Genomic DNA, 26189 nt, shown 5'->3' on the forward strand with positions numbered 1-26189 from the left:
TGCCGGGGGCCCGGACCGCTGTGGTCCTGGCCCCCGGCATCCGGGGTGGGCGGCAAAAACGAAAGGCTCTACGCCCAGAGCTGGCCCTGCAGCGTTTCGATCGCCGCCTCCGTCGTGGGGGCGGTGTAGACGCCCGTCGACAGGTACTTCCAGCCGCCGTCGGCGACGACGAAGACGATGTCGGCGCTCTCGCCGGCCTTGACGGCCTTGTTGCCGACGCCGATCGCCGCGTGGAGTGCGGCGCCGGTGGAGACGCCCGCGAAGATGCCCTCCTGCTGGAGGAGTTCGCGGGTGCGGGTGACGGCGTCGGCGGAGCCGACGGAGAAGCGGGTGGTGAGGACCGAGGCGTCGTAAAGCTCGGGGACGAAGCCCTCGTCGAGGTTGCGCAGGCCGTAGACAAGGTCGTCGTAGCGCGGCTCGGCAGCGACGATCTTGATGTTCTCTACGTGTTCGCGCAGGTAGCGGCCGACGCCCATGAGGGTGCCCGTGGTGCCGAGGCCCGCGACGAAGTGGGTGATCGAGGGGAGGTCTGCGAGGATCTCGGGGCCGGTGGTGGCGTAGTGGGCGCCCGCGTTGTCGGGGTTGCCGTACTGGTAGAGCATCACCCAGTCGGGGTGCTCGGCCGCCAGTTCCTTGGCGACGCGCACGGCGGTGTTGGAGCCGCCCGCCGCCGGGGAGGGAATGATCTCGGCGCCCCACATGGTGAGCAGGTCGCGCCGCTCCTGGGAGGTGTTCTCCGGCATCACGCAGACGATGCGGTAGCCCTTGAGCTTGGCCGCCATGGCGAGTGAGATGCCGGTGTTGCCGCTGGTGGGTTCGAGGATGGTGCAGCCGGGGGTGAGCCGGCCGTCCTTCTCGGCCTGTTCGACCATGTGGAGCGCGGGGCGGTCCTTGATCGAGCCGGTGGGGTTGCGGTCCTCGAGCTTGGCCCAGATGCGGACGTCGTCCGACGGTGACAGCCGCGGCAGGCGGACGAGCGGGGTGTTGCCCACTGCGGCGAGCGGGCTGTCATAGCGCATCAGTTCATGCCGCCGGCGACGGCCGGGAGGATGGTGATGCTGTCGCCGTCGCTGAGCTTGGTGGAGATGCCGTCGAGGAAGCGGACGTCCTCGTCGTTGAGGTAGACGTTCACGAAGCGGCGCAGCTGCTCACCGTCGACGATGCGCTCACGGATGCCGGTGTGGCGGCTCTCCAGGTCCGTGAAGAGGTCGGCGAGGGTGTCCCCGTTGCCTTCGACGGCCTTGGCGCCGTCGGTGTAGGTGCGGAGGATGGTCGGGATGCGGACCTCGATGGCCATGGCGTGGGCTCCTGTCGAAGCGGAGTGGTGACGGTGGGCGCGCGGCTCAGCCCCCGCGCGGGGGTCGGTGCGTGAAGGGGTGGCGCCCGTTGGGCGGCGCCGACCTCGGCCCGGCTCAGGCCTCGCGGCCGGCGGTCCGGTGGTTCGTACAGATCGCGCTCGCGAGTCGGCACAGGTCGACGTGCAGGCGCGCCACGAGCAGCATGCCCGGCGTCTTGTCGCTCACGTCATGGGGAACCATGCGCTCATCGTATCGATTCCCGGTCCGGGATCAGGAATGTGATCTCACCTGTTGGATGTCTGGCGTTCGACAGGTGGACAGGGCCGGTCGGGCGGCCCTGTCCGGCCGTTGCGGGAGGCCGTGGTCGGGGCGCGGGTTACGCGTCGACGACCTCGGCGTCCTCCTCGATGATCTCGACGTCTTCCTCCGTGATCTCACCGTCCACGATGCGGTACGAGCGGAACTGGAAGGGGCCCGCGTCGTCGCTGTCGGCGGTCGATACGAGGACGTAGTGGGCGCCGGGTTCGTTGGCGTAGGTGACGTCGGTGCGTGAGGGGTAGGCCTCGGTCGCGGTGTGCGAGTGGTAGACGATGACGGGTTCCTCGTCGCGGTCGTCCATGTCGCGGTAGAGCTTGAGGAGGTCCGCCGAGTCGAACTCGTAGAACGTGGGCGAGCGGGCCGCGTTGAGCATGGGGATGAAGCGTTCGGCGCGGCCGGTTCCGGCCGGACCGGCGACCACGCCGCACGCCTCGTCGGGGTGGTCGGCTCGGGAGTGCGCGACGATCTGGTCGTAGAGCGCCTGGGTGATGGTCAGCATGGCGCCAGGATAGGACGACGGGCCCCCGCGTACCGAGGAGTGGTACGCGGGGGCCCGCATCGTGGAATCGGCCTTGCCGCAGCCGCGCCTCAGGCCGTACCCCAGGCCGTGCCTCAGGCCGTGCCTCAGGCCGTGCCTCAGCGGCCGGCGAAGGCCTTGTTCTCGGGGTTTCGGGCCTTGAGGACCAGATAGGAGACGCCGAGGATCAGCGCCCAGAGCGGGGCGCAGTAGAGCGAGATCCTGGCGTCCTTGTCGATGCCCATCATCACGATGACCACGCCGATGAACGCGAGGGCGAAGACGCTGGTGTACGGGGCGCCGGGGGCCCGGAAGGTGGACTGCGGGAGGACTCCGCGGTCGGCCAGGCGGCGGTAGCGGAGCTGGCTGACCAGGATCATGATCCAGGCCCACATGCCGGAGATGGTGGCGAAGGAGACGACGTAGGTGAAGGCGTCACCGGGCCACTGGTAGTTGATCCAGACGCCGACGAGCATGAGGGCGGCGGAGACGGTGGTGCCGACGAGCGGGGTGCCGCTCCTCGTGAGCCGGGTGAAGAACCTCGGGCCCTGGCCGTTGAGTGCGAGGTCGCGCAGCATGCGGCCGGTGGAGTACATGCCGGAGTTGCAGGAGGAGAGCGCGGCGGTCAGGACGACGAAGTTGACGATGCCGGCGCCGAGTCCGAGGCCCATCTTCTCGAAGGCTTCGACGAACGGGGAGACGCCGGGCGAGAACTCGGTCCAGGGGACCACCGAGAGGATCATGACGAGGGCGCCGACGTAGAAGACGGCGATGCGCCACGGCACGGTGTTGATGGCCTTGGGCAGGACGGTCCCGGGGTCCTTGGACTCGCCCGCGGTGACGCCGACGAGTTCGACGGCGAGGAAGGCGAACATCACGATCTGCAGGGTCATCAGGGTGCCCTTGATGCCGTGCGGGAAGAAGCCGCCGTCGGACCACAGGTGGGTGACGGACGCGGTGTCTCCGGCGTCGGAGAAGCCGAGGGTGAGAATTCCGGCGCAGATGAGGATCATGCCGACGATGGCGGTGACCTTGACCATCGAGAACCAGAACTCGAGCTCCCCGAAAAGTTTCACGGAGATCAGGTTCACGCCGTAGAGAATGATCGTGAAGATGAGTGCGGAAACCCATTGGGGAATGTCGAACCAGAACGTCATGTACTGGGCCGCGGCGGTGACTTCGGTGATTCCGGTGACGACCCAGAACAGCCAGTAGGTCCAGCCGGTGACAAATCCCGCGAAGGGGCCGACGAATTCGCGTGCGTACTCCGAGAAGGATCCCGAGACGGGGCGGTACATGAGGAGTTCGCCCAGGGCCCGCATGATGAAGAAGATCACCAGGCCCGCGATGGCGTAGGCCAGGACGAGGCTGGGCCCGGCCTTGGCGATGGCTTTGCCGGCGCCGAGGAAGAGGCCGGTTCCGATGGCCCCGCCGATCGCGATCATCTGGATCTGGCGGGCGCCGAGAGCGCGCTGGTAGCCCTCGGCGGAAGTGGTGGCATCCGCGGTCGCGGAGTGCGGGCCGTCCTGTCCGTTGTCGACCTGGGCCGATGTCATGTGGTGCGCCTTTCTCCACGCCGATCCGCGCCTTTCGGCTGCGGATCAGGTCCTGATCCCCCCGGATATGGATGGAGTGCTGCCGGTGATTACCGGCTGATAGCGCCCTCGGGAAACAGGGGTGGCGTTCCCCGAGTGGTCGTGAAGATTTATCACGGCCGCATCGGCGATCCACCGGACATTATGTGGCCCAGGTCACAGGAAAAAGCGGACAACGGTGTTCAGGCGCTGCAAAAAAGACCGATCAGGTGACGTGATCGTTATTTGGATTTGAGCGTCCGTTGAGCGAACGGGATGCGGTGGGGCGTACGTACGGCGTTACGGCATCAGCGTTTCGACGAGGGTTTCCTGGAGCGCGCCGAGCCAGAGGTAGGCCATCACCATGGGCTTGCGCGGATCGTCGTCGGACAGCCGGTACAGGGAGCCGTCCTCGGTGCCGTCCTCGTCGGAGACCTCCAGGCGGGTGCCGATGGTGAGCCGGAGGTCATTGAGGGAGCCGAGCCAGTTGCGGCATTCGTCGGCAGTGAGGCTGAGCACGGCGGCGCCCTTGCCGGAGTCGCTGCGCGACGCCCCTTCCGACTGCGGCGCGAGCGCGTCGAGGGTGCGGACGACGACGAGGGCGTCGTCGCGCTTGCGGGTGCGCAGGTCGTTCTCGGTGAAGCGGCGGAACTCGGCGGACGCGGCCCGCAGTTCGCTGTCCTTGTCGCCGTACGCCTCAGGGAAGAGGCGGGCCAGGGCCGGGTCACTGGGCGGTTCGCTGGGGCCTTCGGCGAAGAGGGCGGCCAGCGGGTCCTCGCCCTCGGCGGACTGGTCGCCGGGGCCGATGAGTTCCAGCAGCTGAACGGCGAGGGAGCGCAGGATCGAGATCTCCACCTCGTCGAGCGCGACGGCCGCGCCGCCGCCGGGAGTGGCCTCGAAGTGGCCGGCCATGGGTTGACTCCGATGATGGTCGGGCGGGGCGGGTGGGGTGGTGCCGGGGTGCGGCGGGGGTGTCAGTTGCGGTCCTGGGTGAGGGTGGCCCACAGTCCGTAGCCGTGCATGGCCTGGACGTCGCGTTCCATCTCTTCGCGGCTGCCGCTGGAGACGACGGCGCGGCCCTTCTGGTGGACGTCGAGCATGAGTTTGTGGGCCTTGTCCTTGGAATAGCCGAAATAGGCCTGGAAGACATAGGTCACATAGCTCATGAGGTTGACCGGGTCGTTGTGGACCAGCGTCACCCAGGGGACGTCGGGCTCGGGGACAACGAGGTTCTCCTCGGCCGATTCGGGACGTTCGATCTCTACGGGGGCGACGCTCACCTACCCCATGCTGCCACTCGTGAGGGGGTATCGCACAAACGGACCCGGCGGCGCGCAGGGCCCAGCACCCCCATCTCGTCACTTTGACGAAATAGGGGTAGCATCCCCGGCATGAACTCTGCGGACCTTGGGCGACGGGTCGGTGTGCCGTCGACAGCGCTCTTCACCGACCAGTACGAGCTCACGATGGTGCAGGCCGCGCTGAAGGCCGGCACCGCCGGCCGGCGCTCGGTCTTCGAGGCATTCACCCGCCGGCTGCCCGAGGGGCGGCGCTACGGCGTCGTCGCGGGCATCGGGCGGGTCCTGGACGCGGTGGAGAACTTCCACTTCGACGACGAGATGCTCGCCTTCCTTCGCGACCAGCACATCGTCGACGGGCCCACGCTCGACTACCTGGCCGATTACCGCTTCAGCGGCGACATCTGGGGCTACCCGGAGGGCGAGGTGTACTTCCCCGGCTCGCCGATCCTGCGGGTCGAGGGCTCCTTCGCCGAATGCGTGCTGCTGGAGACCGTGATCCTGTCGATCCTCAACCACGACTCGGCGATCGCCGCGGCGGCCTCGCGGATGTCCGCGGCGGCGGGCGGGCGCGGGCTGATCGAGATGGGCGCGCGGCGCACCCATGAGCTGTCGGCGGTGGCCTCGGCGCGTGCCGCGTACATCGGCGGCTTCGACACCACGTCCGACCTGGCCGCGGGCTTCCGCTACAACATCCCGACGGTCGGGACGAGCGCGCACGCGTTCACCCTGCTGCACGATTCGGAGCGCGACGCGTTCCGGGCCCAGGTCGACTCGCTGGGGCGCGGCACGACGCTGCTGGTCGACACGTACGACGTCACGGCGGCGGTCCGTACGGCGGTCGAGGTCGCCGGGACCGAGCTGGGGGCGGTCCGGATCGACTCCGGCGACCTGCTGCTGGTGGCGCACCGGGTGCGTCAGCAGCTGGACGAGCTGGGCGCGACGGGCACGAAGATCGTGGTGACCTCGGACCTGGACGAGTACGCGATCGCCTCGCTGGCCGCCGCTCCGGTGGACGCGTACGGGGTGGGCACGCAGCTGGTGACGGGCAGCGGGCAGCCCACCTGCTCGATGGTCTACAAGCTGGTCGCCCGCGCCTCCTCGGCCGATCCGGCGGACGAGCTGCGGCCGGTGGCGAAGAAGTCGCTGGGCGCGAAGTCCTCGATGGGCGGCCGCAAGTGGGCGGCGCGCCGGCTGGACGAGGACGGGGTGGCCGAGGCCGAGGTGATCGGTACCGGCCCGGTGCCGGCGGAGCTGGCCGGCCGGCAGCTGCTGGTGGAGCTGGTCAAGGGCGGCGAGGTGATCGCACGTGAGCCGCTGGACGCGGCGCGGGAGCGGCACATCGCCGCGCGGGCGGGGCTGCCGATGTCCGCGATGCAGTTGTCGCGGGGCGAGCCGGTGATTCCTACCGAGTACGTGTGAGGGGACGGGGTGCGGGGTGCCGGGTGCGCCCGGCTTGCCGCTTTGTCCTCAATCGCCGGACGGGCTCGATTTTGCCCGGGCGGGCTTGATTCTGCTTGATCTGCGCGGCCTCCCCCTCCCGAAGCCGGGCCGGATTATCTAGGCTCGGACCACCCCCGTAACCCCGTACTCCCCCGCTCGCTCCCCCACCGAAGGACACCCGCCATGCACCGCGCCTTGATCGTCGTGGACGTTCAGAACGACTTCTGCGAGGGCGGGAGCCTCGCGGTGGCGGGGGGTGCCGATGTCGCCGCCGCCATCACCGATCTGATCGGTGCCGGCGGGCCCGGCTACCGGCACGTGGTGGCCACCCGGGACCACCACATCGATCCCGGCGGCCACTTCTCGCCGACGCCGGACTTCGAGCACTCCTGGCCCGTGCACTGCGTCGCCGGTACGGAAGGGGTGGGCTTCCACCCCAATTTCGCCCCGGCGGTGGCTTCCGGGGCGATCGACACGGTCTTCGACAAGGGTGCGTACGCGGCCGCGTACAGCGGGTTCGAGGGCCAGGACGAGAACGGTGTCGGGCTGGCGCAGTGGCTGCGCGACCGTGAGGTCACCGAGGTCGACGTGGTCGGTATCGCGACCGATCACTGTGTGCGGGCCACCGCGCTGGACGCCGTCCGCGAGGGCTTCGCCACGCATGTGCTGCTCGACCTGACCGCGGGCGTCGCCGAGGCGACGACGGACCGCGCACTGGCCGAGCTCCGGGATGCCGGTGTGGTGCTCTCCGGCAAGCCGGTGGTCTGAGTCCGGTCAGCTCTGCCGGGCGGGCAGGGCGGGCCTCAGAAGGGCCTGGATCGGGTGCCAGAGCTCCTGGGCCCGCTCGGGTCTCGCTCGCCAGAGCAGGCCGTCCGGATGGTGCAGGACGGCGGTGATCTCGTCCGGTGTGGGCGGCTCCGCGTTGCCGCGGAGATAGACGGCGCGCAGGCCCAGATTGCGCAGCCGGGTCAGTGCGCGGGCCCGGTTGGCCGCGTGCACCAGGACGCGTACCGGGGTGTCCGGTCCCACGCCCTGTACCGGGCTGGGCAGCGTGATCGCGACGACCACACTCCCGTTCGGCAACTTGCTGAATCCTCCGCCTGCCATGCTCCGCGCTCCCCCGTGAGACGTCGTGTCAATAAGAAACCGAACAAGAGGCACCTAAACACGATCGGCCGCCGCCCGCTAGAGGGCGACGGCCGATCATGCTCTGACCTGCGGTGTTACCGAATTACTTGTGCGAGGCGCCAACCTGGACGGTCACCGTGGAGCCGCTGAGCGGCTCGTTGATGATCGAGATCCGGGTGTTGGTGTCAGTTACCTGCACGCTTCCGGTCTCGTTCTCCTTGTACCAGTAGGTGCCCTTGTGGTCGTCGAAGACCGGAACGCCGAGCTGCGGCTTGATCTTCGTGGCCACGTCACCGTTGTGCAGCGTGAAGCCGTCGGTGGGGTACCAGCTGAACGGAGCGTCGAAGGGCTGGATCTTGTTGCGGATGACCGTGCCGTCCGCCCACTTCAGCGGCTTGGCGTGCGCGTCGATCGGCAGGATCAGGCCCTTGCCCGGGTGGACCGAGACGTTGTTGTCCTTCTGCGAGCTGTCCCACAGCCAGATCAGCAGGCCGTTCTGGTACGGGTAGTGCTCGACCCAGTCGGGACGGGTGTTGGCGAAACCGAAGTTGTACGGGCCGACCTTGAGGGTCTGGTCGTACGAGACGTACTGGCGGTTCTCCGCGATGTAGCGCTGCGGGTACATCTTGGAGAACGACTTGCCGACCCGCGAGAAGCCCTTGCTGGTCCAGCCGTTGTCGTCGCCCTCGGCGTTGTCCGTGAAGAGCGCGGCACCGTCGGCGTTGACCGAGATGACGTCGGCCGCGAAGCCGATGCCGCCCGCGCCGCCGTCGGTGGCGTAGCGGAAGCGGATGTCGATCTTCTTGCCCGCGTAGGCGTCCAGCGAGTACGAGAGCTTCTGGTACTTGCCGGAGACGTCGGTCAGGGCCGGCTTGTCACTGGCGTCGCGCGGGATGGGCTGGCCATCGGCCGTCCCGTCGATCGCGGTCCAGCTCGCGCCGCCGTTCTCCGACACCTCGGTGTAGAGGTAGTCGTAGTCCTTCTCGATGTCCCACCAGCCCGAGAGGTCCAGGGACGCCTTGGACTTGCCAGTCAGGTCGACCGGACGCGACAGCGTGTTGCTGAGGTTGTCGCCCATGTCGCTCCACCACTGCTTGGCGCCCTCGGCGGGCGTCGTGACAGCGGTGGTGACTGCCTTGTCGGGCAGGTCGACGACAAGTGCCTGCTTGTTCTTGGTGTTGTACTCGGACACACCCAGCTTGTGGGTGGACTTCGTCGCGGCCTTGGCCACGTCGTAGTCCAGCCAGCCCAGCTGGAACTTGTCCCAGGCGGTCATGTCGCCGGGCAGGTCACCGATGCTGTTCTTACCGGTGCCGAGCCAGGAACCGGCCGACATCAGCGACCAGAAACCGACCGAGTTCTCGGCGGTGTTGGTCGTGTCGTACAGGTCCGGCAGACCGAGGTCGTGGCCGTACTCGTGGGCGAAGACGCCCAGGCCGCCGTTCTCGGGCTGTGCGGTGTAGTCGCCGACCCAGATACCGGTGTCACCGATCTCCGTGCCGCCGGCCTTGTTCTCACCCGGACCGGTCGCGCCGGCGTTGGTGCCGTACGCGTACCAGCGGTGCGCCCAGATGGCGTTCTTGCCCTCTGCGCCGCCACCCGCGGACTCGTCCTCGCCGGCGTGCACGATCTGGAAGTGATCGATGTAGCCGTCGGGCTCGTTGAAGACGCCGTCATTGTCGAAGTCGTAACGGTCCCACTGGTCGTACTGGGCGAGATCCGCCTTGATCTGCTCGAGCGTACGGCCCTTGGCCTTCTGATCGGCGGTCCAGGCGTTCACGCCGTCCTTGATCATGTCCCAGGCGTTGGCGCAGTTGGTCGAACCGCAGTAGTTCGACCCGTAGCGTGCCTCGTTGTACGGGACCTTGACCCAGTCGGAGACCTCGCCCTCGACCGAGTAGCGCCCGGAGGACGTCTTCTCGTAGTACGTCTTGAGCGAGTTCTTGCCGGCACCCTCGCCGAAGTACAGGTCCTGGAAGTGGGCCTGGTTGTAATCGGCCTGCCAGGCGGTGCTGTTGTCCTTCTTGGGGTCCGGCTTGGCTATCTTGTTGTGCGCCGGGCCCGGCGTGCCGCCGTACTTCGGGACGGGGGGCTTGGGGCCGGCGCCGTCCGGGTCGAACATGGTGGTGTTGTCGACCTGGTCACCGAACTCCACGAGGACGGTGAAGATCTTGTCGGTCGACTGGCGGCCGAGCTCGACGTACTTGCTGTCGTCGAGCTTGACGACCTTGGAACCGTTGCGCGTCGACACTTTCTTGTCGCCGGACATGACCTGCTCCAGGGCGGCCTGACGCTGAGCGTCCTGCTGCTTGCTGAACGGGCCGTCCAGGTCGTGCGCATTGCCCTTGGCCGACCCCGGGTCACGGCGGTCGACGACGGAGGCACCAGTGCCTGACGCCTGGTCATCTGCCTGAGCTGTGGCGAAGGCGGATGCGGTGGCGGCGGTCGCGGCCATGGCCACGACAACCGCTCCGGTGCGAAGCGCCCGTCTCTTAATGATCACGTGATGCAGTCCTCCCCGGCGCCCGCGACTACGGCCTGGAGGTGTGAAAGGGCCGCGCGCGGAAACGCGTCACAAGTGACGACATTCGACCTGAGTTACGCAAGAAAAGACAGACCTTGACTTGAACAGGCCAAGTGCACTATGCAGGAGCAGATCTCCGCTATCCGGACGGCATCCCTGCGTCCAACCGGCGCGCCAAAACGCTTGATTGGCACTCGAGATGACTCAGTGCGCCCCCCGTGCACCGGTACTGCGGGTTAGGTCACGCTTACTACCCGTTCCTCCAGGGCATCCACCGTCGTAGAGTCGCTTGACAGTGCGACCGTGTTGAGAGACTGCCCATCCGACGTCCCGAGGACGGAAACCGCCATGCCGCGTCCCACTGCCGCACAGCTCTCCTACGGTTCGGTCACCGTTGTCTTCGCGACGCTCGCCATGTTGCTGCTGTCCCGGACCAGTTCGGTCCTCGGCATCGCCGTGGTCGGCACGGCCGGGCTGGCACTCGGCCTGCTGGTGTCCGTCACCGTACCCCTGCCGGCCCGCCGGAACACGGCGAGAACGGCAAAACCGGCGAGTACGGGTACCGAGGTGCCCACACACCCCGCCGCCGTCCCCGCCGCCGACGCCGAGGACCGCACCCCCGACCCGCTGCAGAGCAGGATCCCGGCCGCACGCACCGCATCGGAGCGGGTGGGCGAGCACTCGCTGCGGCACTGACGACCGGGCCGGCCGGGAAGGTGCCGACACACCCTCCCGACCGGACAGTTCTCAGTTGGTGACCACCACCACCGTCTTGGCCGCCTTGTCCTGGAGGGCCTGCCGGTAGGGCTTGTCCGTGAACATCAGCACGATGTTGATCAGCCACCACAGGCACGGGCAGCACAGCAGCGCCGGCAGCCACAGCACCACGGCCCGCATGAAGGCGCTGCCGGTGTCCGGCACGCTGCCGTCGTTGAGCATCGCGACCCGCAGCTTCAGCAGCCGCTTGCCCAGGGTGCGGCCGTCCTTGTGCGTGAAGTACGTGTCGTACGCGACGTAGACCACCAGGGCGATCAGCGACCAGAGCAGCTGATGCCCGCTGTAGGTCTGGGCGAAGATGTCGCCGACGCCGTCATTGCCGTTGTTGTTGTCCGACATCTCGACCGCGCCGCCCCAGGGCAGCGAGATCAGGTACAGCGGGATCGAGATGATCAGGAAGTCGATCAGCCGGGCCAGGATCCGCTTGCCGGGCTCGGCGAGCGGCGGCATACCGGCCAGCGGATCCGGACCGCCGAACTGGCCGCCGCCGTACGGGCCGGGATCGTACGGCGGGGGCGGCGGCGGAGACGGCGGCACGCTGTCGTAGGGCGACCCGGAAGACGGCGGCTGGGGCTCGTGCGGCTTCTTGAGGAACGGGTCGTCCTCGGGCGGCTGACCGGACGTCGGCTGATCGTTGCTCATGGGGGCAGTGCACCCCGCCGCGCCGCCGCCCGCAACGGCTCAGGTGCGTTCGGGGGAACGGAGACCGCCCGACGGCCCCTCACCCGATGAGCCGTCAGCCGTGCGGGTCGCCTCGGGGCACATCGGACAGCCGCCGTACCACGGGCCCGCCCGGCCCGCCCGGTCACTCAGCCCGTCGAGCCCGCCACGAAGGTGTGGGCCGCCTTGTCGTGCCAGCACTGGCGCCACGGCCGGTCGAACACGCACCACAGCACGTTGACCACACCGACCACCAGCACGCCCAGCACCCCGTAGACGAGCCAGCGGCGCAGCGCGGCCCCGAAGCCGGGGGGATCGTGGGACTCGATGTCCCGTACCTCGAGCCCGCAGAGCTTCTTGCCGAGCGTACGTCCCCACTTCGCGGTCGGCAGCGCCTCCAGGAGGACGCCGAGGACCAGGAAGGCCGCGATGACCGCGCCGGCCAGAGCTGCCGTGGTGGAGTCGACCAGCCATACGGTGACCGTCTCGCCGGACAGCTTGGCCGCGTCGATCTTGTCGTTGATGTGGTCCGCCGCGCGGGCGGCGAGGGGTACGGCGACGGCGCCGACGAGTGCGCCGAGCACGACCGTGTCGATGACGCGGGCGGCGAACCGCTTGCCGAGCACGGCCGGTCGGGCGGCCGTCCGGGCCGCCGCGAGCTGCTGGAAGTGGTCCTGGGCCGGGGGCTTCCAGGGCACGACGGGCTGGTCGGGCCGTTCGGCCGGGGGCGATTGCTGGGGGAACGCGGGGCCCTGGTGCTGGGCCGGCGCCTGCGGACGGGCGGCCTGTCCGGGGCGGGGCAGCTGATGGGCCGGCTGCGCCCAGGAGGCGGAGCCGCCGCCGGGGCCGGGCGTGAGCGGGCTGCCGAGCTCGCCGGGGGCGGGCGCGGCGGCCTGCTGCGGAGGCGCGGACGGGGGCGTGGCGGCCTGCGGGGCGGCCGGTGCGGTGCCGGTGCCCGCGCCCGGTCCGGGGGCGATCGCACGGATCGACAGCGTCCCGTCGGCGGGCGGCTGTTGTGCGTCGCGCGGGCCGGAGCGGCGGATCGCGACCGTGCCCTCGGCGGGCGGACGCCCCGCGTCGCCGGACGTGCGGCCGGAGCCGCCCGGCCGCCCGACGCGGATGGCGACGGTCTTCTCGGGCACCCGGCTGCCGCCGTCCCGCATGCCCGGCAGCGCGCCGCCGGTGGGGTCGGGCTGTGCGGGCTGTGCCGGCTGCCGGGGATCGACGGGGGCGCGGTCGGCCGGGGCGTCGTCCGCCTGGGCGCGGACAGCGGGGGCGCGGACAGCAGGTGCACGGTCGGCGGGGATGTGGCCGTCCGGGGTGCGGTCGGCCGGGATGTGTCCGTCCGGGATGTGTCCGTCCGGGGTGCGGTCGGCGGGGGCGCGGACAGCGGGGGTGCGGTCGGCGGGGGCGCGGGCAGCAGGTGCACGGTCGGCGGGGATGTGGCCGTCCGGGGTGCGGTCGGCCGGGGTGCGGTCGGCCGGGGAACTGCCCGTGGGGGTACGCGGGTCGGGGCCCGGCTCCGGCTGTTCGCCGTGTTGTTCGCCGTGCTGTCCGGCGCCGCCCCAGGAGACCCGCCGGTCGCGCTCGCCGCCGAAGCCGGTCTGCCGCGAGGCGTCGGCCTGCCAGGCGGTGGCGGGTTCGGGCCGGCTCCCCGCGTACGACTCCTCGTCGAAGAAGACCGGACCCGTCTCGTCCACCGCCGCGGGGCCGGGCCCCTGCGGTCCGGCCGTCTCCTCGGCGGGTGCAGTGGGCATCGCCTCGCCCTGCTGCGGGGCCGGCCGGCTCGTGCCGGGCACCCATGAAGCGCCGTTCCAGTACCGGACGTATCCGGGAATGGACGGGTCGGGGTAGTACCCCTCGCGGGGGCTGTCGTCACCGGGTGCCGGGGTTGGGGCGCTCATCACCGTGGTCCCGTATCTCTTCGAGGCCTCGGACCGGCCGGCAGTCGGGGGCGGCGTCGCGGGCCCCGACTGCCGGCCGGTCCCAATACAAGGGTCCACATCTATCAGACACCCGCGTATCCCCGGGCCCGTCCCGGCGTTTGAACCACTTTCCGGTCACGCCGAACTTTTTTCCCGAAGTCGCGTAATGGATGGCGGGGAGGGCGCTCTCTCCCTGTGCGGACCGGTCATGGGACCGGCTCACAGGCATCGGAAGGACGCACCTCATGGACACCGTCGTGGAACGCGAGCTGGAACTCAAGCTGGTCCTGTCGCCCGAGCGCAGCATCCCCGTACCCGCCCGGCTGACGTATCGCACCGAGGACCCGTACGCCGTGCACATCACCTTCCACATCGGCTCCGACGCCCCCGTGCACTGGACGTTCGCCCGCGATCTGCTGGTGGAGGGCGTGTTCCGGCCGTGCGGGCACGGGGACGTACGGATCTGGCCCACCAAGATCGACCGGCGCAGCATCATCTGCGTGGCGCTGACCTCGCCGGACGGCAACGCCCTGCTGGAGGTGCCGTCGGTGGCGGTGGCCACCTGGGTGGAGCGGACGCTGCGGATCGTGCCGCCGGGCACGGAGAGCGAGCGGCTCGGTATCGACGAGGGTCTCGCCGAGCTGCTCGCGCCGCTGCCGGCGGACGACCTGTGGATGAGCGACCCCTGGCCGTCGGACGAGTCGCAGGACGGGGAGGGTTGAGGAGACGGCCGGGGCTGTCAGAAGACCTTGCCCGGGTTGAGGAGCCCCAGCGGGTCGAAGGCCTGCTTGATGCCCCGGTGCAGTTCCACGCTCACCTCGCCGAGTTCGCGGGCGAGCCACTCCTTCTTGAGTACGCCCACGCCGTGTTCGCCGGTGATCGTGCCGCCGAGTTCGAGACCGAGCGCCATGATCTCGTCGAAGGATTCCCGGGCGCGCCGCGACTCGTCGGCGTCGGTGTGGTCGAAGCAGACGACGGGGTGGGTGTTGCCGTCGCCCGCGTGCGCGCAGACGCCGATGGTGAGGTCGTACTTCTCGGCGACGGCCGCCGTGCCCTCGAGCATGGCGCCGAGCTTCGAGCGGGGTACGCACACGTCGTCGATCATCGTCGCCGACTTGACGGTCTCCAGCGCGGTGAGCGACATCCGCCGTGCCTGGAGCAGCATTTCGGACTCGGCGGCGTCCTCTGCGGGGACGACCTCGGTGGCGCCGGCGGCCGTGCACAGCTCGGCGACGGCGGCGAGGTCGGCGGAGGGGTCCGGGGTGTCGAAGGCGGCGAGAAGGAGTGCCTCGGTGGAGTCGGGGAGGCCCATGTTCGTCATCTTGTTGACGGCTCGGACTGTTGTACGGTCCATCAGTTCGAGGAGTGACGGAGTGTGACCGCGTTCCATGATCCGGCAGATGGCGTCGCAGGCGCTCGCGGCGCTGGGGAACTCGGCGGCCAGGACCAGCTGCCGGGGCGGCTGCGGCTTGAGCGCGAGGACGGCCTTGACGACGATTCCGAGGCTGCCCTCGGAGCCGACGAAGAGCCGGGTGAGGTCGTAGCCGGCGACGCCCTTCGCGGTGCGGCGGCCGGTGGTGAGCAGGCGCCCGTCCGCGAGGACGATGTCGAGGCCGAGGACGTATTCGGCGGTGACCCCGTACTTCACGCAGCACAGACCGCCGGACGCGGTGCCGATGTTGCCGCCGATGGTGCACATCTCCCAGCTGGAGGGGTCCGGCGGGTAGTACAGCCCGTGTTCGTTGACCGCCCGGGAGAGCACGGCGTTGATGACGCCCGGCTCCACGACGGCGATGCGGTCGACGGGGCTGATCTCCAGGATCCGGTCCATCTTGACCAGGGAGAGCACGATGCAGCCGTCGGAGGCGTTGGCCGCGCCGGACAGGCCCGTGCGGGCACCCTGGGGGACGACCGGGACGCGCAGGGCCGTGGCGGTGCGCATGATGTGCTGGACCTGCTCGACGGTGCGCGGCAGCGTGACGACGGCGGGGGTGCCCGCTTCGCAGAAGCTCGCCATGTCGTTGGCGTAGGAGGCGGTGATGTCCGGATCGGTGATCAGGGCATCGGCCGGCAGCCCCGCGCGGAGTAGTTCGAGAAGATCGTCCATGATCCAAGACTGACACCCGGGCCCATTGGTGTGAACCCGTATGCGCTGGCGTTCGCAAGGCGTGGTGTGATCTTCGTACTGACGCAGAGTGATCGGCATGGACGTCACGCCTCAGCAGCCATCGGCGGCCCCCGGGCCGGACCACTCCCCCGAGACCGCCTACGCCCCGCCCTGCGAGTCCCCGCCCGCCGTGGCGCCGGACCCCGTTTTCCTGGCCGAACCGCCGCCCGCCTCGCTGCGCACGACTCTGCGCAGGGCCGCGTTGGGTGTGGTGGCGGGGGCGGTACTGGTGACGGGTGCGGTGGTCGCGGTGCCCGACGACGACCAGGAAGCGGCGCCGCCCGTGCCGGGTCCCGTCTCGCGGGCGATGACCGCGACGACCGCGGGCTCCCCGGCCTCGCTCTCCGATCTGACGGCTCTGATCGGCGACCGCCAGCAGTGGGTGGGCACGCATCCGTCGGACGCGCGGTCCTGGGCGGTGCTCGGGTCGGCGTACGTGGAGTGGGCGGACCGGGCCGCGGACCCGTCGTACTACGCCCGCGCCGAACAGGCGCTGAAGCGGTCGCTGAACGTGCAGCCGGGCGAGCGCGGCAACGAGGCGGCCTGGCTGGGGCTCGCCTCGCTCGCCAACGCCCGGCACGACTTCGTGACGGCGAAGAAGTGGGGTGAGACGGTCCGCTCCCGGCAGCCCGGGCAGTGGACGGTGTACCCGCAGCTGATCGACGCCTACAACGGCCTGGGCGACCAGAAGTCGGCGATCACGGCGGTGGAGAAGTTCGCGGCGCTTCGGGCGGGCGTCCCGTCGCTGGGGCGGACGGCGGACATGTACCGGGACCGGGGCTGGCGCGAGGACGCGCTGGCGACCGCGCAGGACGCCGCGAACCGGGCGAGGACGCCCGCGGAGAAGGCGGCCTGCCTGTCCCGGCTGGGCGAGCTGGCCTGGGAGCGGGGTGAGCCGCAGGAGGCGGTGGCCCAGTACGGGGCCGCGCTGCGCACCGATTCCGCCCATCACCCGTCCCTCGCCGGACGGGCGCGGGCCCTGGCGGCGCTCGGGCGGACCGACGAGGCGCAGCGCGACTACCGGGCGGCGCTGGCGAAGTCCCCGCGCCCGGCCTACATGGTGGAGCTGGGAGAGCTGTACGAGTCGCTCGGCCTGGACGGCGACTCGGCCAACCAGTACACGCAGCTGCGCAGGGCACTGGCCCGTGCGAAGGAGCAGGGCGTGGACGATTCCCTGCTCCTGGGCAGCTTCGAGGCCGCCCACGGTGACGCGGCCGCGGCGGTGGAGCTGCTGCGGGCGGAGTGGGACCGCGGCCACCACAGCGCGGCGGTGGCCGATGCGCTGGGCTGGGCGCTGCACCGCTCGGGCGATTCGGCTTCGGCGCTGGAGTACGCGGAGCGGGCCGTCGACTCGGGCGGCCAGAACGCGGCGTACGCGTACCACCTGGGCATGGTCCAGCGGGCGTTGAACGACTTCGGTCCGGCCCGCCGCCATCTGGAGGAGGCGCTGCGCACCAACCCGCGGTTCTCGCCGCTGGACGCGCCGAGGGCGCAGGAGGCCCTGGACACGCTGGGGCTGCCCCCGGCGGGCGGCCCGCGGGACATGCAGCCGGCTCCGCAGCCGGAACCCGAACCGTCTCAGGCTCCGGAACCCGCCCCGGTCGAGCCACCGGAGCCGGCCGGTGAGCCCGGACAGGCGCCGGGCGAGGCCCCGGCCCCGGCGGCGGGACCGCAGGCGCAGAAGGCGAAGCCGGGCGGACAGAAGGCGGACGCGAAGGCGCCGAAGGCGGCGGCGGGCACGCCGGAGAAGGACGCGGGCCGGGCCGCGCACACTCCGGCGAAGCCGTCGGCCCCGCACTCACCGGCGGGTCACTGACGCGGGGCACCGGTCCACGCGGCGACGGGCGGGCCAGAAGATCCGGCCCGCCCGTCGTGGTCGTCCGCTTCCGGTCAGAGGTTGCCGCGCTTCTCCTGCTCGCGCTCGATCGCCTCGAACAGGGCCTTGAAGTTGCCCTTGCCGAAGCCCATGGAGCCGTGGCGCTCGATCATCTCGAAGAAGACCGTCGGCCGGTCCTGGACCGGCTTGGTGAAGATCTGGAGCAGGTAGCCGTCCTCGTCGCGGTCGACGAGGATCTTCTGCTCGCGGAGGGTCTCCACGGGCACCCGGGTCTCGCCCGCCCACTCGCCCAGGGTGTCGTAGTAGGAGTCCGGGGTGTCGAGGAACTGGACGCCGGCCGCGCGCATCGCCTTCACGGAGGCGACGATGTCGTTGGTGGCGAGCGCGATGTGCTGGACGCCCGCGCTGCCGTAGAACTCCAGGTACTCGTCGATCTGGGACTTCTTCTTGGCGACGGCGGGCTCGTTGATCGGGAACTTGACCTTGAGCGTGCCGTCGGCGACGACCTTGGACATGAGCGCGGAGTACTCGGTGGCGATGTCGTCGCCCACGAACTCCTTCATGTTGGTGAAGCCCATGACCTTGTTGTAGAAGCCGACCCACTCGTTCATCCGGCCGAGCTCGACGTTGCCGACGCAGTGGTCGATGGCCTGGAAGAACCGCTTGGCCGGGGGCTCGACGATCGGGTCCGCGGCGGCGAAGCCCGGGAGGTAGGGGCCGTCGTAGCCGGAGCGCTCGACGAGGGTGTGGCGGGTCTGGCCGTACGTGGCGATGGCGGCCAGGACGACGGTGCCGTTCTCGTCCTTCACCTCGTGCGGCTCGGCGAGGCCGAGGGCGCCGTGCTCGACGGCGTACGCGTAGGCGGCGCGGGCGTCCGGGACCTCGATGGCCAGGTCGACGACGCCGTCGCCGTGCTCGGCCACGTGGTCGGCGAGGAAGCGGCCGTGGTCCGTGGACACCTTGATGACGGACGTGAAGACGAAGCGCGCGGAGCCGTTGGTCAGGACGTAACTGGCGGTCTCGCGACTGCCGTTCTCCGGTCCGGAGTAGGCGACCAGCTTCATGCCGAAGGCCGTGGAGTAGTAGTGCGCGGCCTGCTTGGCGTTGCCGACGGCGAAGACGACGGCGTCCATTCCCTTCACCGGGAAGGGGTCGGCCTGCCGCGCTGTCCCGGGGGTGCTGTGCATCGTCTCAGTCATGTTCGAAGCGTCCCGCCGCTTCGCAAGATGCGCAACAGTTCGTGAAATCACTGGGCAATCCGCATAGCCGATGGCCATGATGTGCGGGCTATCTGTACATGATGACCATCACATTCCACCCCGGAGGCCGGCCATGGCAATCGATCATCTGGACGGGCGGCTCATCGTCCTGCTGGCGCGCGAGCCCCGGATCGGGGTCCTGGAGGCGTCGCGCCGGCTCGGCGTGGCGCGCGGGACGGTACAGGCTCGGCTGGACCGTCTTCAGTCGAATGGCGTCATCCGCGGATTCGGCCCCGATGTCGACCCGGCGGCCCTCGGCTATCCCGTCACCGCGTTCGCGACGCTGGAGATCAAGCAGGGCCAAGGCGCCGACGTACGGGCGCATTTGGGTGGCGTACCGGAGGTGCTGGAGCTGCACACCACCACCGGGCAGGGGGACATGTTCTGCCGGCTCGTGGCCCGTTCCAACGCCGATCTCCAGCGGGTGATCGACCGGGTTGTCGGATTTGATGGCATTGTCCGGGCCTCCACGGCCATCGTCATGGAGAACCCCGTACCTCTGCGCATCATCCCGCTCGTGGAGCAGGCGGCGCAGGACACCGACTGAGCCGAGGAGTGACGTGTGAGCTTCTGGGAGTACCTGGGAAATCGTCACCAGCAGCTGCTCACCGACGCGTTCCAGCACGCCAGCGCCGTCTTCCAGTGCATGGTCATCGCCACCCTGCTCGGGGTGCTGATCGGGGTCGTCAGCTATCGCAGCGGCTGGGGTTCCTCGGTGGCGATCACCTCGACGGCGACCGTCCTGACCATCCCGTCCCTCGCCGCGATCGGTCTGCTGATCCCGCTGGTCGGGCTCGGGGTGGCGCCGACGGTGATCACCCTGACGCTGTACGGGCTGCTGCCCATCGTCCGCAACTCCATCGTCGGACTGCGCGGCGTGGACCCGGCGCTCGTGGACGCGGCGAAGGGGATCGGGATGTCGCGGATCGCCCGGCTCTGCAAGGTGGAGCTGCCCCTGGCATGGCCGCCCATCCTCACCGGCATCAGGGTCTCCACCCAGATGCTGATGGGGATCGCCGCCATCGCCGCGTACGCCTCCGGGCCCGGTCTGGGCAACGAGATCTTCCGCGGCATCGCCTCGCTGGGCAGCGCCAATGCCATCAACTCGGTGCTCGCGGGCACCATCGGCATCGTCATCCTCGCCCTGCTCTTCGACGCCGCGTACGTGCTGCTGGGGCGGCTCACCATCCCGAGGGGGATCCGTGTCTGAGACCGTCGCAGAGACCGGGCCGGAGCCGGCCGTCAACGCCACCTCCGGCGCGACCATCCAGCTGGAGGACCTGAGCAAGATCTATCCGGGCAATCCCAGTCCGGCCGTGGACAACGTCTCGATGGACATCAGGGCCGGCGAGACCGTGATCTTCGTCGGCCCGTCCGGCTGCGGGAAGTCGACCACCCTGAAGATGATCAACCGGCTGATCGAGCCGACCTCCGGCCGGATCAGGATCGGCGACGAGGACGTCACCGACATCGACCCGGTGAAGCTGCGCCGGAAGATCGGGTACGCGATCCAGTCGTCCGGGCTCTTCCCGCACATGACGGTCGCCGAGAACATCGCCCTCGTACCGAAGATGGTGGGCTGGTCGAAGTCGAAGGTGAAGGACCGGGTCGAGGAGATGCTCGACCTGGTCGGGCTGGACCCCCGCGAGTTCCACGGCCGCTATCCGCGCGGCCTCTCCGGAGGTCAGCAGCAACGGGTGGGGGTGGCACGGGCACTGGCCGCCGATCCGCCGGTGCTGCTGATGGACGAGCCGTTCGGCGCGGTCGACCCGATCACCCGTGACCACCTCCAGGACGAGCTGATCCGGCTCCAGCACGAGCTCCACAAGACGATCGTCTTCGTCACCCACGACTTCGACGAGGCGATCAAGCTGGGCGACCGGATCGCCGTGCTGCGCGAGCACTCGCACATCGCGCAGTTCGACACCCCGGAGGCCATCCTCACCAATCCCACCGACGACTTCGTCTCCGGCTTCGTCGGGGCCGGTGCGGCGCTGAAGCGGCTCAACCTCACCCGCGTACGGGACGTGGAGATCGCCGAGTTCCCGACGGTGACGGTCGACGACCCGCTCCAGTCGATCTTCAACAAGCTGCGCAGCGGGCCGCACAACGAGCTGCTGATGCTGGACCGCAGGAACCGCCCGTACAAGTGGCTGCGGCGCGGCGACCTGATGCGGGCCCGCGGTTCGCTGGCGCGGGCCGGGCAGCTGGTGCACGACACGGTGACCAGGGACGCGACGCTGCACGACGCGCTGGAGGCGGTGCTGACCGACAGCGGCGGCCGGGTCGCGGTGACCGGGCGGCGCGGGGAGTTCATCGGGGTCGTCGACATGGCCACCCTGATGAACTCCGTGCACGAGCTCCTGGAGGCCGACCGGCTCACCGCCATCGAGCACCAGCACGACCTGGAGGAGCTGCGCACCCATCAGACCGTCCAGGAGCTGGAGGGCGGTGCGGGCACATGACTCCCCAGTCCCCGACCGGTCCCGGCTCCCCCGGGCCGGTCCCCGCGTCCGACCGGGACCGGCCGCCGGGCGAGCACGACGTCAAGGGCCACGCCTTCCGCGACGAGGAGGAGGAACCGGCCCCGCCGCCGGCCGGACCGCCCCGCCGCCTCACCTGGCGCAAGCTGGTGCTCGTTCCCGCGGCGCTCGCGGTGGTGCTCGTCATCACGTACGTGTGGATCACCAACGTCGACCTCGACTCGATCGCGGAGAACTCGCTGGCCGGCGACACGGTGCAGCTGCGGTGGTGGCAGCACGTCAGGCTGACCGCGATCTCGACGTTCTGGGTGCTGATCATCGCCATTCCGCTGGGCATCGCGCTGACCCGCCGCGGCCTGAGCAAGGCCGCTCCGCTGGTCACGGCGATCGCCAACATCGGGCAGGCGACCCCGGCGATCGGTCTGCTGGCCCTGCTGGTGATCTGGCTGGGCATCGGCCCGTCGACGGCGATCACCGGAATGGTGATCTACGCGGTGCTGCCGGTGCTCTCCAACACGGTCGCCGGCCTGAAGGCGATCGAGCCGACGCTGGTGGAGGCCTCGCGCGGCATCGGCATGTCGGCGCTGGGGACGCTGCGGAAGGTCGAACTCCCGCTCGCCGTCCCGCTGATCCTGGCCGGTGTCCGGACCGCGCTCGTCCTCAACGTGGGCACGGCGACCCTGGCGACCTTCGGGGGCGGCGGCGGGCTCGGGGACCTGATCACGTCCGGCATCCAGACGCAGCGCATGCCGGTGCTGGTGCTCGGCTCCGTACTGACGGTGGTCCTGGCGCTGCTGGTGGACTGGCTGGCCTCGCTGGTCGAGGTGGCGCTGACACCGCGCGGACTGGAGGCGGGGCAATGAGGGCGAGAGGCCGCAGGCGTGTGCGTACGGCCCTGGCGGGCGCGGCCGCCCTGGCGCTGGTGCTGGCGGGGTGCGGGCTCAAGAGCGGTTCCCCGATGGTGGACGACGTGGTGCCGGGGTCGGTCGGGCAGGGGCAGCCGCTGGACGGCGCCTCGCTGACCGTCACCTCGAAGAACTTCAGCGAGAACATCATCCTGGGCCAGATGATCGGCCTGATCTTCAAGGCCGCCGGGGCCGAGGTCCTGGACCGGACGAACCTGCCCGGCTCGATCAGCGCGCGCGAGGCGATCGTCCAGGGCGACGCCGACGCGATGTACGAGTACACGGGCACCGGCTGGATCACCTACCTCGGCCACGCGAAGCCGGTCACCGACCCGCTGAAGCAGTGGGAGGCGGTGCGCGCCGAGGACCGTAAGAACGGGGTGACGTGGCTTCCGCAGTCCACCCTCAACAACACCTACGCGCTCGCCATCAGCAAGAAGAACAACGCGAAGTACCACCTGAGGACGCTCTCCGACGTCGCCGCGCTGTCGAAGAAGAACCCGTCGGCGGTGACGATCTGCGTGGAGAACGAGTTCGCCTCGCGCGACGACGGGCTGCCCGGGATGGAGAAGGCGTACGGGATGTCGATCCCGCAGGCCAACATCAAGAAGATGGACGCGGGCATCGTCTACACCCAGGTGTCGAAGTCCGATTCCTGTCTGCTCGGTGAGGTGTTCACCACGGACGGCCGGATCAAGGCGATGGACCTCGATGTGCTGGCGGACAACAAGCACTTCTTCCCCAACTACAACGCGGCCCCCGTCATCCACACCGCGACGTTCGACAAGTACCCGGTGATCGCCGCTCTGCTGAACCCGCTCAGCGCGCGGCTGACCACGGAGGTCGCGCAGGTGCTGAACGCCAGGGTGGACGTCGACGGGGAGGACCCGCACGAGGTGGCGAAGGCCTGGCTGATCGCGGAGGGGTTCATCAAGGAGGGGTGACGGGGGGGCGGCCACGGGGCGCGGCGAGGTCCCGACGAGTTACAAAGAAGATGTTGCAAAGACCTGTTGCAAAGCTGTCTTTGCAACTCTATGGTTGAGGCATGCCAACGACAGAGCCCGACGACGGGGCCGCGAACGCGGCGGACCCGAAGGTCCTCAGCATCGACGCCCGCACCCTGCGCGGACTCGCCCACCCCTTGCGCATCAAGCTGCTCAACGCCCTGCGGGAGTTCGGTCCCGCCACCGCCTCCGGTCTCGCCGACCGGCTCGGTGAGTCCAGCGGCGCCACCAGCTACCACCTGCGCCAGCTCGCCACGTACGGCTTCGTCGAGGACGATCCGACGCGCGGCAAGGGGCGCGAACGCTGGTGGCGGGCCGTGCACGCCGGCGCCTCCTTCGGACCCGAGTTCCTGAACGACCCCGACCCCGAGGTGCGCGGCGCCATGGGCGTCGTCCTCCACGAGGTCGCGTCGACGCACACGCAGGAGCTGAACACCTGGCTCGGCACGATGCACGAGTGGCCCCAGGAGTGGTACGCGAGCTCGGACCTCAGCGACTTCAAGGTGCGGCTCACCCCTGAGCTCACCCAGGAGCTCTCCGACAAGATCCACGAACTGGTCAACAGCTACCGCGGCCGCGTCCCCGAGGACACCGAGGGATCCGCCGTCGTCCGCACCCACCTGCACGTCTTCCCGCGCCCCACCGACTGAAGGGACCACCACGCCATGCATCCCGACACGCACCTCTCGCTGCACCGCATACGCTCCGCCGAACTGCGGCGCGAGGCAGCCGACTTCCGCCTCGTACAGCACCGCGTCCCCCGCAAGGACCTGCGGACCCGACTGGGCTGGACCATGGTCGAGCTGGGCCTGCGCCTGATGCCGAACCGCCCGGTCGCGGCATCCCGCGCGCCTCGGCCGGCGTAGCCCGTGGACAGGGGGACGAACAAGCCCGACCGGATACCGCTCGCCGCCGTACTGACCGCCAACTCCATATCCACCGCCGGTACTTCACTCACCCTGATCGGCGTCCCGTGGTTCGTCCTCGAAACCACCGGAAGCGCCGCAAGGGCCGGCGTCGTCGCCTTCTGCGCGACCCTGCCGATCGTCGTCTCCGCACTGATCGGCGGGCCCGTCATCGACCGGATCGGCCGGCGCCGGGTCGCCGTCGCCTCCGACACGGTGTGCGGACTCGCCGTCGCCGCAGTGCCGTTGCTGTACTACGCCGACGCGCTCGCCTTCTGGATGCTCTGCGCCCTGATGGCACTCAACGGGCTCGTCCACACCCCCGGCAACACCGCGCGCTACGTCCTCGTGCCCGACCTGGCCGAGCACGCGGGCACCACGCTCGCCCGCGCCGCCAGCCTCTTCGACGCGGTCTCGCGCGGCGCCCGGATGGTCGGGGCGGCGCTCGCCGGGGTGCTGATCGCACTGGTCGGCGCGGAGACCGTGCTGCTGCTGGACGCGGCGACCTTCCTGACCTCGGCCGCGCTGATCGCGGCGGGCGTACGGGGTGTCCGCGCGGCGGAGCCGGTCAAGGACGCGGCGCCCGTCTCGCTGCGCACCTACCGGCGCGAACTGCGGGAGGGTTACGCCTACTTGTTCGGCAACCGGCTGCTGCTGGGGGTCGTGGTGATGGTCCTGTTCATGAACGGCACCGACCAGGGCTGGAACGCCGTCCTGCTCCCGGTGCACGCCTCGGCCGAACTGGGCGGGGCGCGCGACCTCGGGCTGCTCACCGCCTTGTTCGGGGCGGGCGGTCTGACCGGGGCGCTGCTGTACGGAGCCGTGGGGCACCGCTACTCGCGGTGGACCGTGTTCAGTGTGTGCGTGGTGCTCTGCGGTGCGCCGAGATTCCTGGTCGCCGCGCTGACCGGCACGACGCTGCCGCTCGCGGTGACGATGGTGCTGAGCGGGATCGCGGGCGGGGTCCTGAACCCGATCCTGACGACGGTGATCTACGGCAGCGTTCCCGACGCGCTGCGCAGCCGGGTCTCGGGGGCGATCACCGCCGGCTGCGAACTGGCCATGCCGGTGGGCGGGCTCGCGGCCGGCCTGCTGGTGGAGAGCGTGGGCGCCACGGGGGCGCTGCTGGCGATGGGCGCGGTGTACCTGACCGCGACGCTGAGCCCGCTGGTCTTCCCGGCCTGGCGGACGATGGACGGCGTGCCGTCCGGGGAGCGTGCCGGGGAGCCCGGGGGCCGTGCGGCGGACGGGGTCAGCAGCTCGGGGTCTTCCCCCCGTGATCCAGCGACCGCAGCGAGGACACCGCGTCCTTCAGATTCGTGACCGGGATCAGCCGGAGCCCCTTCGGCAGCTCGGACTCCGCCTCCTTGCACTCGGCCTTCGGTACGAGGAAGACGCTCGCCCCGTCGCGCCGGGCCGCCTGAGTCTTGAGCGAGACACCGCCGACCGCGCCGACCTCGCCGTCCGGCTGGATCGTGCCCGTGCCGGCGATGGAGCGGCCACCGGTGAGGTCGCCGCCGGAGCCGTCGCCGTCGAGCTTGTCGATGATGCCGAGCGCGAAGAACAGGCCGGCGCTGGGGCCGCCCACATCGGCGAGGTGCAGGGTCACATCGACCGAACCGGGCTTCCTGTCCAGGTAGTTCAGGGCGGCTTCCACCGCGGAGTCCTGCGACTTCACCATGTCGTCGAGGTTGTGCTTCTCGATCTCCTTCTCGGAGCCGCCGGTCGGGAAGACGGAGTCATGGGGCAGGACCGCCCGGTCCGTACGGAACCAGCCGTCGATCACGTCGCCGATCCGGACATCGGTTTCGGGCCCGGTCGCCACGATCGTCGTCATCCGCAGCTGGCCCGTGGTGGGCCGGGTGGGGGTGCCCTTGATGCTGATCACGGGTGTGCCGTGGTCGTCCCCGAGCACATTCGCGGTCGTGCCCGGCTGCGCCAGCGTGAACGGCAGCGGCGCGAAGGCGGCTACGCCGAAGAGGGCGAGGACCGGGAGTGCGCAGAGGGCGAGGGTGCGGGGGCGCGAGCGACGTGTGAACACCCGCCCAATCTAACCGCCCGCGGACCGCCGCCGGGCGGAGGGCGCCTGTGGCCTGCCCGGCGTTTGAGGGCGGAACCGGTTCGCCGGACGGCGGGCACTTCCGGGGAGCGGGGCCCCGCCCTGACC

27 protein-coding genes are annotated in these 26189 nt (G+C 70.0%); 13 read left to right on the top strand and 14 right to left on the bottom strand.

Going from position 1 to position 26189, the window contains the following annotated elements; genetic code table 11:
• Positions 1-68 precede the first annotated feature (68 nt).
• The 7 genes from OG782_RS13280 to clpS all read right to left on the bottom strand — a co-directional run bounded on the left by OG782_RS13280 (position 69) and on the right by clpS (position 4987).
• Positions 69-1019, bottom strand: coding sequence for a PLP-dependent cysteine synthase family protein (locus tag OG782_RS13280; protein ID WP_406450566.1), 951 nt, complete (start codon positions 1017-1019; stop codon positions 69-71).
• The gene (locus tag OG782_RS13285; RefSeq protein WP_136325491.1) at positions 1019-1297 is read right to left on the bottom strand and encodes a MoaD/ThiS family protein; all 279 of its coding nucleotides are present in this window, start codon (positions 1295-1297) and stop codon (positions 1019-1021) included. The genes OG782_RS13280 and OG782_RS13285 overlap by 1 nt, the downstream gene beginning before the upstream one ends.
• 115 nt (positions 1298-1412) lie before the next feature.
• A complete protein-coding gene (locus OG782_RS13290; RefSeq protein ID WP_406450569.1) occupies positions 1413-1538 on the bottom strand; it encodes a putative leader peptide in 126 nt (41 codons plus the stop codon).
• A 136-nt stretch (positions 1539-1674) separates the two neighbouring features.
• Positions 1675-2115: a Mov34/MPN/PAD-1 family protein gene (locus OG782_RS13295; RefSeq protein WP_406450571.1), complete on the bottom strand. Its 441-nt coding sequence runs from the start codon at positions 2113-2115 to the stop codon at positions 1675-1677.
• 137 nt (positions 2116-2252) lie between these two features.
• The gene (locus OG782_RS13300) at positions 2253-3689 is read right to left on the bottom strand and encodes an amino acid permease (RefSeq protein ID WP_406450573.1); all 1437 of its coding nucleotides are present in this window, start codon (positions 3687-3689) and stop codon (positions 2253-2255) included.
• Positions 3690-4007: 318 nt separating this feature from the next.
• Positions 4008-4619, bottom strand: coding sequence for a DUF2017 domain-containing protein (locus tag OG782_RS13305; RefSeq protein WP_406450575.1), 612 nt, complete (start codon positions 4617-4619; stop codon positions 4008-4010).
• A gap of 62 nt (positions 4620-4681) precedes the next feature.
• Entirely contained in the window at positions 4682-4987 is a 306-nt protein-coding gene (clpS, locus tag OG782_RS13310) for an ATP-dependent Clp protease adapter ClpS (protein ID WP_018555894.1), read from the bottom strand.
• A 111-nt stretch (positions 4988-5098) separates the two neighbouring features.
• Here clpS and OG782_RS13315 point away from each other — a divergent pair, with 111 nt between their 5' ends.
• Both OG782_RS13315 and OG782_RS13320 read left to right on the top strand, forming a co-directional pair.
• On the top strand, positions 5099-6427 hold the full coding sequence (locus OG782_RS13315) for a nicotinate phosphoribosyltransferase (protein WP_406450577.1): 1329 nt from the start codon (positions 5099-5101) through the stop codon (positions 6425-6427).
• Between the two features lie 204 nt (positions 6428-6631).
• Positions 6632-7216 (top strand): isochorismatase family protein, encoded by a 585-nt coding sequence (locus tag OG782_RS13320; RefSeq protein ID WP_406450579.1) that lies wholly within the window; start codon positions 6632-6634, stop codon positions 7214-7216.
• A 6-nt stretch (positions 7217-7222) separates the two neighbouring features.
• On the opposite strand, the gene OG782_RS13325 is transcribed toward OG782_RS13320, so the two are convergent.
• Positions 7223-7555 carry a hypothetical protein gene (locus OG782_RS13325; protein ID WP_406450581.1) on the bottom strand — a complete coding sequence of 111 codons (333 nt, stop codon included), beginning with the start codon at positions 7553-7555 and terminating at the stop codon, positions 7223-7225.
• 124 nt (positions 7556-7679) lie between these two features.
• Positions 7680-10079 (bottom strand): immune inhibitor A domain-containing protein, encoded by a 2400-nt coding sequence (locus OG782_RS13330; RefSeq protein ID WP_406450583.1) that lies wholly within the window; start codon positions 10077-10079, stop codon positions 7680-7682.
• Between the two features lie 369 nt (positions 10080-10448).
• On the opposite strand from OG782_RS13330, the gene OG782_RS13335 reads away from it, so the two are divergent.
• Positions 10449-10796 carry a hypothetical protein gene (locus OG782_RS13335; RefSeq protein ID WP_406450585.1) on the top strand — a complete coding sequence of 116 codons (348 nt, stop codon included), beginning with the start codon at positions 10449-10451 and terminating at the stop codon, positions 10794-10796.
• A gap of 51 nt (positions 10797-10847) precedes the next feature.
• On the opposite strand, the gene OG782_RS13340 is transcribed toward OG782_RS13335, so the two are convergent.
• Together OG782_RS13340 and OG782_RS13345 are read right to left on the bottom strand one after the other, a co-directional pair.
• Entirely contained in the window at positions 10848-11519 is a 672-nt protein-coding gene (locus OG782_RS13340) for an RDD family protein (protein WP_406450587.1), read from the bottom strand.
• A 167-nt stretch (positions 11520-11686) separates the two neighbouring features.
• A complete protein-coding gene (locus OG782_RS13345; protein ID WP_406450589.1) occupies positions 11687-13441 on the bottom strand; it encodes an RDD family protein in 1755 nt (584 codons plus the stop codon).
• Between the two features lie 266 nt (positions 13442-13707).
• On the opposite strand from OG782_RS13345, the gene OG782_RS13350 reads away from it, so the two are divergent.
• Positions 13708-14184 (top strand): SsgA family sporulation/cell division regulator, encoded by a 477-nt coding sequence (locus OG782_RS13350; protein ID WP_406450591.1) that lies wholly within the window; start codon positions 13708-13710, stop codon positions 14182-14184.
• Positions 14185-14201: 17 nt separating this feature from the next.
• Here OG782_RS13350 and OG782_RS13355 read toward each other — a convergent pair whose 3' ends face one another.
• On the bottom strand, positions 14202-15569 hold the full coding sequence (locus tag OG782_RS13355) for an FAD-binding oxidoreductase (protein ID WP_406450593.1): 1368 nt from the start codon (positions 15567-15569) through the stop codon (positions 14202-14204).
• Positions 15570-15666: 97 nt separating this feature from the next.
• On the opposite strand from OG782_RS13355, the gene OG782_RS13360 reads away from it, so the two are divergent.
• Entirely contained in the window at positions 15667-17445 is a 1779-nt protein-coding gene (locus OG782_RS13360) for a tetratricopeptide repeat protein (protein ID WP_406450595.1), read from the top strand.
• 74 nt (positions 17446-17519) lie between these two features.
• Here the strand turns inward: OG782_RS13360 and hppD are convergent, their stop codons facing one another.
• A complete protein-coding gene (hppD, locus tag OG782_RS13365) occupies positions 17520-18665 on the bottom strand; it encodes a 4-hydroxyphenylpyruvate dioxygenase (RefSeq protein WP_406450597.1) in 1146 nt (381 codons plus the stop codon).
• Between the two features lie 133 nt (positions 18666-18798).
• On the opposite strand from hppD, the gene OG782_RS13370 reads away from it, so the two are divergent.
• The 8 genes from OG782_RS13370 to OG782_RS13405 all read left to right on the top strand — a co-directional run bounded on the left by OG782_RS13370 (position 18799) and on the right by OG782_RS13405 (position 25345).
• Complete coding sequence (locus tag OG782_RS13370; RefSeq protein ID WP_250969527.1) at positions 18799-19272, top strand: Lrp/AsnC family transcriptional regulator; 474 nt, start codon at positions 18799-18801, stop codon at positions 19270-19272.
• A 15-nt stretch (positions 19273-19287) separates the two neighbouring features.
• Positions 19288-19935: an ABC transporter permease gene (locus OG782_RS13375; protein WP_406450599.1), complete on the top strand. Its 648-nt coding sequence runs from the start codon at positions 19288-19290 to the stop codon at positions 19933-19935.
• On the top strand, positions 19928-21190 hold the full coding sequence (locus OG782_RS13380; RefSeq protein ID WP_406450601.1) for a betaine/proline/choline family ABC transporter ATP-binding protein: 1263 nt from the start codon (positions 19928-19930) through the stop codon (positions 21188-21190). The genes OG782_RS13375 and OG782_RS13380 overlap by 8 nt, the downstream gene beginning before the upstream one ends.
• Positions 21187-22071, top strand: a complete 885-nt coding sequence (locus OG782_RS13385; protein ID WP_406450603.1) for an ABC transporter permease — start codon at positions 21187-21189, stop codon at positions 22069-22071. The genes OG782_RS13380 and OG782_RS13385 overlap by 4 nt, the downstream gene beginning before the upstream one ends.
• The gene (locus OG782_RS13390; protein WP_406450605.1) at positions 22068-23057 is read left to right on the top strand and encodes a glycine betaine ABC transporter substrate-binding protein; all 990 of its coding nucleotides are present in this window, start codon (positions 22068-22070) and stop codon (positions 23055-23057) included. Before OG782_RS13385 ends, OG782_RS13390 begins: the two co-directional genes overlap by 4 nt.
• Before the next feature lie 101 nt (positions 23058-23158).
• The gene (locus tag OG782_RS13395; RefSeq protein WP_406450607.1) at positions 23159-23767 is read left to right on the top strand and encodes an ArsR/SmtB family transcription factor; all 609 of its coding nucleotides are present in this window, start codon (positions 23159-23161) and stop codon (positions 23765-23767) included.
• Between the two features lie 15 nt (positions 23768-23782).
• Positions 23783-23983: a hypothetical protein gene (locus OG782_RS13400; protein ID WP_406450609.1), complete on the top strand. Its 201-nt coding sequence runs from the start codon at positions 23783-23785 to the stop codon at positions 23981-23983.
• A 3-nt stretch (positions 23984-23986) separates the two neighbouring features.
• Positions 23987-25345 carry an MFS transporter gene (locus OG782_RS13405; protein ID WP_406450611.1) on the top strand — a complete coding sequence of 453 codons (1359 nt, stop codon included), beginning with the start codon at positions 23987-23989 and terminating at the stop codon, positions 25343-25345.
• Here the strand turns inward: OG782_RS13405 and OG782_RS13410 are convergent.
• Positions 25275-26063, bottom strand: a complete 789-nt coding sequence (locus tag OG782_RS13410) for a S16 family serine protease (protein ID WP_406450613.1) — start codon at positions 26061-26063, stop codon at positions 25275-25277. The two genes, OG782_RS13405 and OG782_RS13410, sit on opposite strands and share 71 nt — an antisense overlap.
• Positions 26064-26189 lie beyond the last annotated feature (126 nt).

The sequence above is a fragment of the Streptomyces sp. NBC_00876 genome (assembly GCF_045207435.1).
Lineage (GTDB): Bacteria > Actinomycetota > Actinomycetes > Streptomycetales > Streptomycetaceae > Streptomyces.